Origin of the sequence: Trichormus variabilis 0441 (genome assembly GCF_009856605.1) — a bacterium.
In the GTDB taxonomy this organism is placed as follows: domain Bacteria; phylum Cyanobacteriota; class Cyanobacteriia; order Cyanobacteriales; family Nostocaceae; genus Trichormus; species Trichormus variabilis.
In genome coordinates, this window is the sequence record NZ_CP047242.1 from 5,411,777 (window position 1) to 5,426,391 (window position 14,615).

Genomic DNA, 14,615 nt, shown 5'->3' on the forward strand with positions numbered 1-14,615 from the left:
CTGCGTAATCACTAGTATTTGTTAATTAACACCCAATGCAGTCTTTTACAGACACCCCGGATTCTCAATTAACTACCAAAAATACCCCGCCGGTAGTGATGACTTCTGATTTGCGAAAAGTTTATCGCACTGGCTTTTGGATGAATCAAAAAGTTGTTTCCCTCAAGGGCTGTTCTTTGACGGTTTACCAGGGGGAAACTTTTGGTTTACTAGGGCCGAATGGTGCAGGTAAAACTACTCTGTTAAAGCTATTGTTGGGAATTATCCGTCCAAGCGGTGGACAAGGGTTATTGTTGGGTCAGCCATTAGGCGATCGCCATATCAAGCAACGTGTTGGTTATTTGAGTGAAAATCCCTATTTGTATGAGTATCTTACTGGTTGGGAGTTTTTAGAGTTAGCGGCTGGTTTATTTGCAATTCCTGCTGCTGTGCAACGTCAACGCATTCCTGAATTATTGGATTTGGTGGGTTTATCTGTAGCTGATGCCCAAAAAAAACAGATGCGCCGCTATTCTAAGGGAATGCTACAGCGTGTTGGCATGGCTCAGGCACTAATTAACGACCCAGAGTTGATATTTTTGGACGAACCCATGTCTGGTTTAGATCCTCTGGGACGCTACCGGATGCGGGAAATTATTTTGTCGCTGAAAGCCGCAGGTAAGACGATTTTCTTCAATAGCCATATTCTCAGTGAAGTGGAGCAAATATGCGATCGCATCGCCATTCTTTCACAAGGTGAATTAATTTGCTCTGGTTCTCTGGATGAACTACTGGGTAGTCAAAACACATACCATGTTAAAGGTCAAAATGGTGATTGGGAAATTCTCAAAAAATGGTTGGCAAATTTAGTATACGAACCTGATGGTTATTGGCAAGGTACACTGCAAGAAGATTATTATGATTTTCTCGCTAGTGTGCGTTTGATGGGTGGACGAATTATTTCTATGAATTTATCTCGTCAATCGTTAGAAGAGTTTTTTATCAAACAAATTCAAAAACAAGATACATCTTTGCATGACGATAAGTAGAACGACTTGAAAAAACCAACCGATGTTAAGTCATGTAAAAACACTAGGATTCAGTTTGTATAAGGACTTTAGTCATTTTTTGATAACTTTAGTTCTCACTACAAACATTTAATTATTTACCCTGTTCTACTCAATTGATCAATCAGAAGTATAGCCATAGCTAGATAGATTATGACAACACAATGCTTTCAAGTCTGTCAACAGTCAACAGCTATATCTCAGCAAAAATACTAATGTGGAAATTATATTGCACAGATGTTGTTTAGTAAAATCAGTCAACCTTTACTATAACTTCACTAAAAATTCAAACTTTGGAAAAAATATTTGACCGGATTAAGATAGTTTTTCTAGGAAAATGAGAATTGTCGGGAAACTTCAATACTTAAGTATAGTCAAGATTAAAATGTTTAGACAATACTTTACCGATGGTAGTCTCAGAGTTTAAAAAATATGCTTAACACAGGTTCGCTGAAATTTCTATCACAGCCAGCTGTGGGTGCAGCTTTGCTAACTGCTGCTCATCTCGTTGTGCCGTTTGCCAGCGTAGCTCAGGGACAACAAGTATTTCCTAATTCGCAAACAGTACCTCCTAATAACCAACGAGTATCACCACCAGTACAAGTAGATACAAAATACTTGTTGGGAGGCGGCGATCTAATTCGTGTAAATGTATTTGAAGTTCCCGAATATGGTGGTGAATACCAAATTCCTCCAGGTGGAGCTATCAACCTACCTTTAATCGGCAGTGTTTCAGTTCAAGGGTTCACGACAGAACAAGCAGCCGATGTGATCACTGACAGATATCGCAGGTATCTCAAACGTCCCCAGATTTCCGTCAATCTTTTATCCCCTCGCCCCATCAATATCTTAGTTGCTGGAGAAGTCACACGCCCAGGCTCTTACACTTTGAGCTTGCAAGGCGGTGCAGGTAATAATCCAGGGGTACAATATCCCACTGTATTGGCTGCACTCACAACAGCCCAGGGTGTTACCTTAGCAGCAGATGTCACTCAAGTGAAGCTGAGACGTAAAACCAGTAGTTCTACAGAGCAAATCGTGAGCCTAAATTTGAAGGAACTCATCCAAACTGGTAGCTCTTCACAAGATATTACTTTAAGAGATGGAGATGTTATAGTCGTGCCAACTGCTACTAGCTTCAACGTAGCAGAAGCACGTAATTTATTTGCTGCTAACTTTGCTGCTAGCCAAACAGCACCGCGCACAGTAGCCATTATTGGTCAAGTCAATCGTCCTGGCTCATATCTTGTGAGTGCGGGGGCGACAGAAGCTCAGGCTGGTGGGACTGGGGCTAGTGGCAGTGGTTTACCCACGGTGACACGAGCAATTCAATTAGCTGGCGGTATTACCTCCCAAGCAGATATTACCAAGATCAAATTACGCCGACCCACAAGGACTAATGGCGAGCAAGGTATAGACCTAAATCTTTTGGAATTATTACGTAGTGGTGATGTTAATCAAGACGTAATTGTCCAAGATGGAGACACAATTGTCATTCCTACTGCTACTGAGGTTAACCCAGCACTAGCGACGGAATTAGCAACTACTACCTTGTCGCCTAATACAATTCAGGTTGGTGTGGTGGGTGAAGTTAAACGCCCAGGAGCCGTAGACATTAGACCAAATAGCTCCTTAAACCAAGCACTACTCGCGGCTGGTGGATTTAATGACGCTAGAGCGCGTAGCGCCAGTGTGGAGTTGATTCGTCTCAACCCCAATGGTTCAGTGACAAAGCGTGAAGTAAAAGTTGACTTCAACCAAGGAATTAACGAAGAGACTAATCCCATACTCCGGAATAATGATGTTGTGGTAGTTGGTCGCTCTAATATAGCTAGAACGGGTGATACGCTGAATATAGTAGCCGGCCCTCTTGGTATAATCTTTAACTTCTTAAGATTTTTCGGACTTTAATCTTTCTCTGGGGACGTAAGTAATTAGTTTCGTCCCCGGATTTCCTTTGAATTTATCAGAGCAGTTGGGCGATAGTGCGATCGCCATTTATTTTTTAATATTAAATAAATATTAATTATTTACCTTCGTCTCATCACCAACTATATGGTTGCTTTGGTTGGTAACGAGTCATAGCTAATAGCCTTCTGCCGCTAGCGTCAGCAAAAAAGTAATTGTGTTTTACCATTACCAGTTACCGTTCGGCTGACGCTCACGGTGAAGCCCATGACCCATTACCAACCCCACAGATATTACAAGTATTCAAACAGACATGATAATAGACTTAAATGTAGGGCATGGTAGTACCATGTCCTTTAAACTAAAATTGCCCTAAAAGGTAATAGGAGCATATATGGAGCCAATTATTGCTATAGTCTTAGCGCTTATCGGTTATGCCTTAGGATCGGCAAAAATTATTAATGAAGGGAATGCAGCCCTTGTTGAACGCTTAGGACGAAGACATCGCACACTAAATCCCGGCTTAAACTTTATCGTGCCTTTGGTTGATCAGGTGGTGATGGAAGACACCACACGGGAGCAATTTATAGATATCAAACCTCAAAATGTCATCACTAGGGATAATATTTACCTAGAAGTTGATGCTATTCTTTTCTGGCGTATCCGGGATATGGAGAAAAGCTTCTATGCAATTGAAGACTTGCAGGGAGCGTTGACACAACTGGCGACAACCACACTCCGGGAAGTGATTGCTCAAAATACGGTAGAAGATACCAATGTCACCAGAGATGAAATGAACCGAACCATCTTAAGTGAGTTGAACAGCACAACAGCAGATTGGGGGGTTGAAATTATCCGGTTAGATATTCAAAGAATTACACCACCGGAAAGTGTGCGGAAAACTATGGAAGAGGAACGGGCGGCTGAATTCAAAAAACGGGCGCTAATTTCCGAAGCTGAAGGAGAACGTCAAGCTGCTATCAAGAAGGCAGAAGGAACAATGACTTCTATGCAGATAATTGCCGAAGCATTGCGTAGTAATCCCGAAAGTAAAGAAATTCTCCGTTATTTGGTCGCTCAAGATTATATTAATGCTAGTTACAAACTAGGAGAAAGTACCAATGCCAAGGTTGTGTTTGTAGACCCAGGCAAATCCGGTGAATTGATGAAAGAGGTTATGGCGGAGACCGTAAATACTGATGGTAATGGGAAGAGTGGGGAGCATGGGTAGAGAGTGGGGAGCAGGGAGCAGGGGGGAATAGCTCAATCCTCAGCACTCAATAACTCACCCCGAAAGAGTGCATCAGCAACTAGAGATACATCACGCATCTCTTGCACATCATGTACTCGCAGGATATCAGCCCCATTGAAAATTGCAGCGCAACAAGCCGCAGCTGTTCCCCAAACTCGTGCTTCGGGATCTGGTTGATTTAAAATTCGACCGATAAAACTTTTACGGGATGCGCCTACTAAAATAGGACAATTTAGCGCCCGTAATGAACCTAAGCGGCGTAGTATTTCTAAATTTTGTTCGTAGTTTTTAGCAAAGCCAATACCAGGATCAATGATAATTTTTTCGGGTTGAATACCCAAGGTTGTGGCTGTGGTAATTTGGTTAGCTAAAAAACTAGAAATTTCTCCCATTAAATCCTGATATTCAGTAAATTGCTGCATAGTCTGTGGTGTACCACGGATGTGCATCAATATAATTGGTACGCCAAAAGTTGCCACTGTGGGCAACATTTGGGGGTCAAATGTGCCACCAGAAATATCATTAATAATATTTGCTCCAGCTTCTATAGATGCTTTAGCTACTTCTGCTCTAGTTGTATCCACTGATATGGGTACAGGAATTTGCGATCGCAATATCTGGACTATTGGCAATACCCGCTCCAGTTCTTCTGTCAGAGTGATTTGCTCTGCTCCTGGTCTAGTAGATTGACCGCCGACATCGATAATATCAGCACCAGCAGCCACCAGAGCTTTTGCCTGGGCTAAAGCGGCAGATGTAGTATTAAATTTACCACCATCACTAAAACTATCTGGCGTTACATTTAAAACACCCATTAAATAAGTACGCTGTCCCCAGTGGAAACAGCGATCGCCTATGATCAATTTACTGCACATAGTGATTAGTCATTGGTCATTAGTCATTAGTCAATAGTCATTAGTCAACAGTTTTGGACTATGGACTACGGACTATTGACTGTAGATTATTTACTGATAGTTCACAATTCGGGCGAAACTTGCAGCTTCTAGACTTGCTCCGCCCACGAGAACGCCATCAATTTCTGGTTGAGCCATAATCTCGTCAATATTATTTGGTTTGACTGAGCCACCATATTGAATCGGCACATCAGGATTCTTCAATTGGCTACGAATTAAGCCAATAACTCGATTAGCCTCTGTTGTTTCACAAGTGTCACCAGTACCAATTGCCCAAATTGGTTCATAAGCAATTACCAAATTCGTCTGATCGACATTTATGAGGTCTTTGTCTAGTTGGCTGACAATTAGTGATTCAGTTTCTCCAGAATCTCGCTGTTGTTTGGTTTCGCCTACACAAAGAATCGGCGTTAACCCATACTTTTGAGCAGCTTGGAGACGTAAATTAACTGTCTCGTCTGTTTCCCCAAAAAATTGTCGTCGTTCACTATGACCGACAATGACGTAACGGACACCAATTTCTGTCAACATTGGGCCAGAAATTTCACCAGTGTAGGCTCCATTTTCTGCCCAGTGGACGTTTTGCGCTCCGAGTTGTACAAGGCTACCATGTAGACTCTGAGACAAAATGGCCAGATCAGTGAAAGGAACGCAAAGCAGCACTTCCCGTTCTTGAGGTGTTTCCTCTAATGCAGGCAGAAATTCTTTTAAGAACTCTTGAGACTCTGCCTGGGTTTTGAACATTTTCCAGTTACCGGCAATAACTATTTTCCGCACAGGTGATTTAGTCAAGTTCCTAACGCTACTAGATGCACTTTTCAGTTTATGACTTTTTGTTAGTCATTTAGTCATTAGTCATTAGTCATTTGTCCGTTGTCAATTGTCAGTTGGTACTCCCATCTGTTCTCCAGCTTGCTTATTTGCCGAATATCCTGCGAAAAATTACTAGGATGGAAAATAAAGCTAGTTTAAAAATTAAAATTTAAAATATAGAACTGATATGACCTCGATATTACCCTTGCCTGATCCTCAACCAAGCGATGCAACCAATACGGATACAAGTTCTCTCAACTGGGAGGAAGAACTTGATAGTGCCATTTTTAGCTTTGAAGATATTCAAGCAGAACTCAACTATAAACAAGCACAATCGGCGCTGCGGAACTTAGTGGGCAATATTGACCTCAGTTCTCAGGAAAAGGCTGGCTTGGAGTCAGAAATAGCTGATTTAGAAACCATGTTGGGGAAGTTAGACAGCATGGTGGTACAAATCGCTGCTTTTGGCATGGTGGGACGAGGTAAATCTTCTTTACTGAATGCCTTGGTGGGGGAATCTGTATTTGAAACGGGGCCTTTACATGGTGTTACCCGTGCGGCTCAACGGGTCAATTGGCGGATTAGTGAAGAGGCGATTGGGGAAACAGAACGGGCTTTGCGTGTCACTTTACCATCGGTTGGGCGATCGCAGGTAGAGTTAATCGATACCCCTGGGTTAGATGAAATTGATGGGGAAACCCGCACTGCTTTGGCGGAACAAATAGCCAAGCAAGCAGATTTAATTTTATTTGTGATTTCTGGCGACATGACCAAAATTGAGCATGAAGCCCTTTCTCAATTGCGAGAAGCAGGTAAACCCATAATTCTGGTGTTTAACAAGGTAGACCAGTATCCAGAAGCCGATAGGATGGCAATTTACCAGAAGATTCGGGATGAACGAGTGCGGGAATTACTCACACCCCTAGAGATTGTCATGGCAGCTGCATCACCACTGGTAAAAACTGCTGTGCGTCGTCCCGATGGCAGTAGGGGGGTGCAGGTGCGTACAGGTAACGCTCAAGTTGCTGAACTCCAGGTGAAGATTTTGGAGATTTTACAACGGGAGGGCAAGGCTTTAGTTGCATTAAATACGATGCTGTTTGCCGATAATGTAAATGAGCAATTGGTGCAGCGTAAATTGATGATTCGGGAGCAGAACGCGAATCAGTTGATTTGGAAAGCCGTCATGACTAAAGCAGTGGCGATCGCTCTCAATCCTGTGACTGTGGTAGATATACTGAGTAGTATAGTAATTGATGTTTCTCTTATTTTAGGTTTGTCTAAACTCTACGGCATTCCCATGACGGAAGCGGGTGCTGTGCAGTTACTACAAAAAATCGCCTTGAGTATGGGGGGTATTGGTGTTAGTGAGTTACTGGCAAACTTGGGATTAAGTGGGTTAAAAACTTTACTGGGAATTTCCGCCACAGCTACAGCCGGTGTCGCCATCGGCCCTTATATCTCCGTCGCACTAACTCAAGCCGGGGTGGCTGGTGTGTCTTCCTACGCTATTGGGCAAGTCACCACAGTTTATTTAGCCAATGGGGCGACATGGGGGCCAGACGGGCCGAAAGCCGTAATTAACCGGATTTTGTCTACCCTGGATGAAAATTCCATTCTCAATCGCATCAAGGATGAATTGCAGGTAAAACTCCGTAGAGAATAAGTTGTAAGGCTTTAGCCTTTTCTTTAGGACTAAAGTCCTTACTACAAACTTGAATTATGACATCGACTCAAGGCCCCACCCTTGTTACTCGCATACAGCCGCGACCATCGTTATAAACTTGGAAAATGGGATACTGATCTGAGCGGACTAACAAACCGACATACTGAGATGCACTCATAGCACTATCACAAATAGTTGTTGGCTCACCAGAGCGGAATGCACGATCTGACCAAGTACACTGGCCGGGAGATATGCCTTGGGGTGCTGCGCCTGGCACCGCTTGGAAACCAATTCGCACACCGTTGCTGCCATTATTGCGTATAGATAATGTACCACCACCACGACAGGTTAATGGGTAGCTTTGTTGAGCGGAGGCAGTATTTATCGGTAGAGTCGGGGTTAAAATAGTAACTACAGCAGTAATTTTAAGTAAATTAGAAAATACTTTCATCTTTCGACTCCTAGAAATTGATGGGAGAGTAAGACCAAATTGCTCTTCCAATGACTCTTAGGTTTGATGAAAAATTTTTATGCAGTCTTTTGGATAAAAACTATGATGCTTTTAGCTAAAACATCATGACAGATCCAATTAATACACTGAGTCGTTTTTTACTATGAGAATTTAACTACTGATAAATTTAAATATTCTCCCTTACCCACTTTCTAAATGCCCTCAGCGCTGGGCTTCTGCCTAAAGTGCGACTTTGTTCAACAAACTTGGGAATTGCTTCTACAATTGGCAAGTTAGGAAAATTGGGACTAATTGCAGACTCGATATATTTACCATCCTGAAAAACATTAATTTGTAGCTTTCCTGTCTCATATCTCCACAATTCAGGAACTTGTAATGCTTCATAAGCATCAAGTTGGGTTTTAGAAGTAACATCAACTTCAATAACTAAATCAGGTGGAGGATCAACCGTTAAATCGATTCGCTCTTTACCTATCATCTGAGCATAATTTTGAATATAAAAGGAATCATCTGGCTCTATACCAAAACGCATATCTTCACGTTTAAAGGTAGTTGAGCCAAAGGATTCACAATCAATTTCTAACTCTTCCAAGATAATTTTTACCAAATCCCCAATGATGACTTTGGCTACCTCATACTTAGGTAACGGCATTCTCATCTCCAATGTTCCTTGACTGTAAGCCAACCGAGTTGCCCGATGGTCGCCTAGTTCCGCGAGAATTGCTTCAAATTCTTGCCAGCTAACATTGTGGAGTCTAACTCTATGTCCCGGTGGCACACTTAATTGTCTGAATTGAAGTGTTACCATAATCAATATCAAACTAAGAACATATAAGGTTATGGTAGCAGTAAAAAAGAAAATATTAACAGATATTTAATTCTTTTAAAATATGCTGTTGAAATTTTGTTAAACCATGTTTTTTAATTGTGTAATATCCATTATAAATAGTAGTTTCTAATCAGCAATAGCTCATAGATAATTGTTGTTTAAGATTGCCGATTAGCAATCACCACAGATGTTTTAATTATCCAAACGGTCATGACGTGAAAAAAATTGGAGTGATAAATATTACCACTCCAAGATTCTGAATAGAGGAGACATTTGTTAACTGATACTACTTGCCATTGCCGTTACTACCATTACCGTTACTAGCAAGTACGCGTTCAGCAAGCTTTTCTGGGACTTCTTGTAGGTGGTCATAAGCCCAATGGAAATAACCAACGCCGAGGGTGAGCGATCGCAGTTCTACAATAAAGTTCTGCATCTCGGCTTGTGGTAGGTAAGCAGAAATATTATCCCAACCTTGCCAATCTTGTCTGCCTTCGTAGCCCAAGATTTGCCCCCGTCTACCACTCAACAATTGCAGTACCTTAGAGGTAAATTCGCTTGGTGTGGTCACTTCTACCCGCAGAATCGGCTCTAATAAGGTGGGTTGGGCTTGGGGTATGCCTGTTTGCATAGCTAAACGGGCGGCTTGCTTGAAGGCTTGTTCGGAACTATCAACGGTGTGATAGGAACCATTTGTTAATGTCACCGCTACATCCACCACAGGGAAGCCCAAAGGCCCGTGTACAAGGAATTCCCGCACACCCATTTCTACCCCAGGAATATACTGTCTAGGCACTACACCGCCAACAATGCTTTCCTTGAAGTTGAAGCCTTCACCCCGTGGTAGGGGTTTGATATCCAAGAACACATCACCGAACTGTCCATGACCACCGCTTTGATGTTTGTAGCGTCCATGTACTGAGGTAACTGGTTTACGGATGGTTTCTTTATAAGGTACTTGTGGCAGGTGGGTAGACATGGGCAAGTTATATTTGCGGCGCAGTCTATCCAGGGCGACTTGCAAATGAATCTCGCCTTGTCCCCACAAAATCACTTCATGGGTGTCACCGTGTTGTTCCCAAGCTAGAGAGGGGTCTTCTTCTAAGAGTTTGCTGATAGCACTACTGAGTTTTACTTCATCGTTGCGCTTTTCTGGGGTGATGGCGAGGGCGTAAACTGGCTCTAATTGTTGGGCTTTGGGTAATTCTATTGACTGTTCTGTGGAGATGGTATCCCCGGTTTTAATTCCTTCTAAACGACTGAGGGCAACAATTTCACCTGCACCGACTTCGTTCACCGACTGCTGTTGTTGTCCCATGAGGTGATAAATTCCCCCAGCGCGCACGCCGTTGAGGACGATACCATCGGTTAATTTGCCTTGCCAAACCCGCACGAGGGAGAGTTTGCCACCTTGGGGTGTGTAATAGGTTTTTAAGACTTGGGCTATGGGTGTATTACTAGCTTTACCTTTGAGGCGACGGGCGGCGGTGGTTTCTGGTTCGGGGGCTTCCCTGAGTAAAGCTTCTAATAAAGGTCTGACACCATAATCTTGTTCAGCGACACCAAAGAAGACGGGGACTACTAAATCAGCCCCTAATTCCATTTTTAAATCTTTGAGGATTTCTTCTTGGGGTGGTTCAATATCTTCTAAAAGTTCTTCCAATAAGTGGTCATCAAAATTTGCTAGGGCTTCGAGCATTTCTGCCCGTGCGGTATGTTCTTCTTGTTTGAGATGTTCAGGGAAGGGAATGGGGTCAGCTGGTGCGCCGGGATGATATTGATAGGCTTGTTCACTCACCATGTCGATAAAGCCGGTGAGTTGTTCCCCTGCCATGATGGGGTATTGGTGCGCTACTAAGGGACGACTGGAAACTGCTTTGAGGGCGTGTAATGTTTCGAGGACATGAATGTTTGCTCGATCCATTTTATTCACAAAGACAAGATGGGGAATTTCCCAATCGTCTAGGAATTTAAATAGAGGAGCAAGGGTGAGGACTCTTTCACGTATTGGTTCGCAGACTACAATTGCCGCATCAACACCCATTAAAGCGTTATATGTTTCTTGGGTAAATTCAACGCTACCCGGACAGTCTATAAAAGTAAAACGAATGTCGTTATACTCAGCGCAGGCGGTGCTGATTTCTACGCTCATGTGGCGATCATGTGATTCACTCGCACTATCCCCAACTGTGTTACTATCCTTAACGCTGCCTTTGCGAGAAATCGCTCCTGTGACAAATAATAAGCTTTCTAGTAAAGTTGTTTTTCCACTTAAATAAGGGCCGACAATGGCAACATTCCGCGAACCTAATCTGACTTTTTCGCTCATAAAACCTCCCTTGCGGTAAGTCTCAATACCGCATTGCCCTGTTTTTTCAAAGATGAATAATCCGAGAATTACCCTCTCTTTAATTTGTTATTATCCTTCCTTTAATCAATGATGAAAAAAATTGTAGCCTGTCGTAAGATTTACTTTAAGAAACGTTAAGCGATACAAACTTTAATGCAGAATCTAAAATTTTTGTTAAAACGTAATTTTGAATGTCAGTTTATTTGAAGTAAAGATAACGGAAATTGTTGTGAGTTAGCCCATCAATGAGATTACCATTCTATAAATATCGCATAGTAGCGTTGCTGAGTTTGATATTACTAGGTGAATGCTTGACACCAGCCAACGCAACTATCCCCGCCATCCCCAAACTATTAGCACAATATAGTCTTCCTACAGCCCCAACCTTATTAAATCAGGGATTACAGGCAATTCAAGCTGGGAGAATCCAAGATGCGATCGCCGCTTTTCAATCAGCCATTCAGTTAGATCCTAACCTAGCCGCAGCTCACTACAATCTGGGTTTAGCCCTGCGACAAACCGGACAATTACAGCCAGCCGCCGACGCATTTTATCGCGCTACTCAAAGTGACCCCAATTTTGCTTTAGCCTTTGCTAATTTAGGCGGCTCATTATTAGAAGGTAATAATTTACAACAAGCAAACGACTATTTGCAACGTGCATTGGAATTAGAACCCAGGCTGGGTTTTGCACATTATAACTTGGGTTTGGTGAGGCAGCAGCAACAAAATTGGGAAGGAGCGATCGCCTCATTTCAAAAAGCAGTAGAATTGAGTAAAAATGCACCTGAGCCTCATTATTATCTAGGACTTTGTTATTTACAATTAGGTAAATTAGATGAGGCAAAAAATGCTTTTAATCAAGCTATAAAAATCAACCCACGATACTCCGAAGCTCATTATAATTTGGGCGTTATCTTATTTAATCAAGGCAACTCCCAAGAAGCATTAATAGCCTTTAGAAATTCGGCCGAAGCTAATCCTAATTATCCCAATGCTTATTACGGTGCAGGATTAGTTTTCACCCAATTAAATCAATATAGTGAAGCGGCGAAAGTATTTAATCACGCCAGGAATTTATATAATACCCAAGGTAATCCTCAATGGGCAAAAAATTCTGAACAATTGTTACAACAAGTACAAAATTTAAATTCCGTACCACGCGGAGGTAATAATAATTAACCTACGCTAAAAATAAAATATGGGGTGAAATAACTAATGTCGTCGCAAATTAACCCCTCTTGACATGAACAATAAAATACAAAAGCGTACCAAGAGTAGATTTCTATTTTGCGATCGCTGGTTAGATCGCCATGCTATTGTTCGTAATATGGAAGCTTTTCAAGATTTATTAGTCATAATCTTGTGTTTAGCTTTATTTGCCGTGATGTTAATCCAGTTGTGGGGCATATTTGTTGCCATCACACAGTCACTAGACTATAAACACATAACGGCAAAAATGCTATTTATCTTGATTTTGGTCGAATTATTTAGACTATTAATGGTCTACTTGCAAGAGCATAGCATTGCTGTAGGTGTAGCTGTAGAAGTGGCAATTGTATCAGTACTACGAGAAGTAGTTGTTCACGGCGCACTAGAAATTTCTGCAATTCAGACAGGTGCAATTTGTGGTTTATTATTTATCCTGGGTGCATTACTGATAGTTTGTGCCAAAACACCACACATGGATTGCATTAGTGCAAATACAAAAATGTGTCCGATTTTTTATCAAGGGCGTAAAGAAAAAGAAACAGATTTTGAATTTCAATATTCGCGCCGTTGTGACAAAAATCAACCTTTGGGGTAATTGGAAATCAAAAATCTCACGCATAGACACAAAAACCCAAATAAAAACTCTGCGCCTCCGCGCCTCTGCGTGAGATAGCCTACCCTACTACAACCAACGCGCAGCATCTTTAGCGTGATAGGTTAAAATCAAGTCAGCACCAGCACGCTTAAACCCAGTCAGAGTTTCCATAACTACACGCTGTTCATCAATCCAACCATTCAGCGCCGCAGCTTTCACCATCGAATATTCACCAGATACATTGTAAGCAGCCACAGGTAAATTACTGGCTTCCTTCACCCGCCAGATAATGTCCATGTAAGCCAAAGCCGGCTTCACCATCAACATATCAGCCCCTTCAGCAATATCTAGTTCAATTTCTTTGATGGCTTCGCGGGAGTTCCCAGGGTCCATTTGGTAGGTTCTGCGATCGCCAAATTGTGGTGTAGAATCTGCTGCATCCCTAAATGGGCCATAATAAGCTGAAGCATACTTAGCAGCATAGGACAAAATTGGCGTGTCTTGAAATCCAGCCTCATCTAAACCAGCGCGAATTGCCTGCACAAAGCCATCCATCATCCCGGAAGGCGCGATAATATCCGCACCAGCTTTGGCTTGGGAAACTGCGGTTTTCTTCAATAGTTCTAAAGTAGGGTCATTTAATACTCTTCCTGTCAAATCACCCACTTGCAAATAACCGCAATGACCGTGACTGGTATACTCACATAAACAAGTATCCGCAATCACAATTAAATCAGGTACGGCTGATTTCACCGCAGTCGCCGCCTTCTGGACAATACCGCAATCATGCCAAGCACCTGTGGCATCTGTATCCTTATCTGCGGGAATACCAAACAAAATAATTGCCGGAATGCCTAAATCGTAAACTTCTTTTGCCTCTTCGACAATTTTATCTACCGATAGTTGATAGACTCCAGGCATAGATTTTACTTCATTGGCAATTCCTTCACCTGGGACAGCAAACAACGGGTAAATCAAATCATTGGTAGTCAATACAGTCTCACGTACCATGCGGCGTAATTGGGGATGGGTACGTAAACGACGAGGGCGATGTGTTGGAAACATAAACTTTTGTAAAGAATAACAATGGTATGGACACAAAACAAAGCGTCACAAAAGTCTGACGAAACTCCGTTGTTGTCGGACAGACTACAAAAAGTGCTTAACTGTCCTTTGCCCTACTCTGCTTCAAGTTGTGGGGCAATTTTGTATTTTACCTTGCTGTTGCGTGTTAGTTGTCAGTTGTCAGTGTTGTGGATGGGAATTTTTCCATTCGGTAGGCATCTGTATTACATCTCGAAAATCGAGAAGTTTGAAAATTTTATTTGTTAATAATCAGACAATTGAGATTTGACGAAATAGGCGATCGCCTATTTTTAAATTCTCAATTTTTAGGATACATTTATGATAATTTTTATTAAAAAAATTGTATGCCAACAAGAAACGAAGGAAGCAGACAGCTACCTTTGAGGGCAAACATCACCTAAAAATCCAGCAAAGCTAAACTGTAATTATCATTCCATAAAACTACGGGTTAATGAGCAACTGATTTGCTGATT

12 protein-coding genes are annotated in these 14,615 nt (G+C 42.1%); 6 read left to right on the top strand and 6 right to left on the bottom strand.

Annotated features, from left to right (window positions below):
• The first annotated feature begins 35 nt into the window (after positions 1-35).
• The 3 genes from GSQ19_RS22270 (at position 36) to GSQ19_RS22280 (ending at position 4,185) form a co-directional block, all read left to right on the top strand.
• Entirely contained in the window at positions 36-1,028 is a 993-nt protein-coding gene (locus GSQ19_RS22270) for an ABC transporter ATP-binding protein (protein ID WP_011320014.1), read from the top strand.
• Between the two features lie 450 nt (positions 1,029-1,478).
• Positions 1,479-2,957, top strand: a complete 1,479-nt coding sequence (locus tag GSQ19_RS22275; protein WP_011320015.1) for an SLBB domain-containing protein — start codon at positions 1,479-1,481, stop codon at positions 2,955-2,957.
• Positions 2,958-3,348: 391 nt separating this feature from the next.
• Positions 3,349-4,185 carry an SPFH domain-containing protein gene (locus GSQ19_RS22280; RefSeq protein WP_010998524.1) on the top strand — a complete coding sequence of 279 codons (837 nt, stop codon included), beginning with the start codon at positions 3,349-3,351 and terminating at the stop codon, positions 4,183-4,185.
• A 32-nt stretch (positions 4,186-4,217) separates the two neighbouring features.
• Here GSQ19_RS22280 and folP read toward each other — a convergent pair whose 3' ends face one another.
• Both folP and tpiA read right to left on the bottom strand, forming a co-directional pair.
• Positions 4,218-5,081: a dihydropteroate synthase gene (folP, locus tag GSQ19_RS22285; RefSeq protein ID WP_011320016.1), complete on the bottom strand. Its 864-nt coding sequence runs from the start codon at positions 5,079-5,081 to the stop codon at positions 4,218-4,220.
• Positions 5,082-5,171: 90 nt separating this feature from the next.
• Positions 5,172-5,897 carry a triose-phosphate isomerase gene (gene tpiA / locus GSQ19_RS22290; RefSeq protein WP_011320017.1) on the bottom strand — a complete coding sequence of 242 codons (726 nt, stop codon included), beginning with the start codon at positions 5,895-5,897 and terminating at the stop codon, positions 5,172-5,174.
• 223 nt (positions 5,898-6,120) lie between these two features.
• Here tpiA and GSQ19_RS22295 point away from each other — a divergent pair, with 223 nt between their 5' ends.
• Positions 6,121-7,599: a GTP-binding protein gene (locus GSQ19_RS22295; RefSeq protein ID WP_011320018.1), complete on the top strand. Its 1,479-nt coding sequence runs from the start codon at positions 6,121-6,123 to the stop codon at positions 7,597-7,599.
• Between the two features lie 67 nt (positions 7,600-7,666).
• On the opposite strand, the gene GSQ19_RS22300 is transcribed toward GSQ19_RS22295, so the two are convergent.
• From GSQ19_RS22300 to GSQ19_RS22310, 3 genes are all read right to left on the bottom strand, one after another.
• Positions 7,667-8,050: a hypothetical protein gene (locus GSQ19_RS22300; protein WP_011320019.1), complete on the bottom strand. Its 384-nt coding sequence runs from the start codon at positions 8,048-8,050 to the stop codon at positions 7,667-7,669.
• 187 nt (positions 8,051-8,237) lie between these two features.
• A complete protein-coding gene (locus tag GSQ19_RS22305; protein ID WP_011320020.1) occupies positions 8,238-8,879 on the bottom strand; it encodes a Uma2 family endonuclease in 642 nt (213 codons plus the stop codon).
• Between the two features lie 307 nt (positions 8,880-9,186).
• Positions 9,187-11,229, bottom strand: a complete 2,043-nt coding sequence (locus GSQ19_RS22310) for an elongation factor G (protein ID WP_011320021.1) — start codon at positions 11,227-11,229, stop codon at positions 9,187-9,189.
• Between the two features lie 266 nt (positions 11,230-11,495).
• Here GSQ19_RS22310 and GSQ19_RS22315 point away from each other — a divergent pair, with 266 nt between their 5' ends.
• Together GSQ19_RS22315 and GSQ19_RS22320 are read left to right on the top strand one after the other, a co-directional pair.
• A complete protein-coding gene (locus GSQ19_RS22315; protein ID WP_011320022.1) occupies positions 11,496-12,431 on the top strand; it encodes a tetratricopeptide repeat protein in 936 nt (311 codons plus the stop codon).
• Between the two features lie 64 nt (positions 12,432-12,495).
• Complete coding sequence (locus GSQ19_RS22320; RefSeq protein ID WP_011320023.1) at positions 12,496-13,056, top strand: phosphate-starvation-inducible PsiE family protein; 561 nt, start codon at positions 12,496-12,498, stop codon at positions 13,054-13,056.
• 87 nt (positions 13,057-13,143) lie between these two features.
• Here GSQ19_RS22320 and hemB read toward each other — a convergent pair whose 3' ends face one another.
• Positions 13,144-14,121: a porphobilinogen synthase gene (gene hemB / locus GSQ19_RS22325; RefSeq protein ID WP_011320024.1), complete on the bottom strand. Its 978-nt coding sequence runs from the start codon at positions 14,119-14,121 to the stop codon at positions 13,144-13,146.
• Between the last annotated feature and the right edge of the window lie 494 nt (positions 14,122-14,615).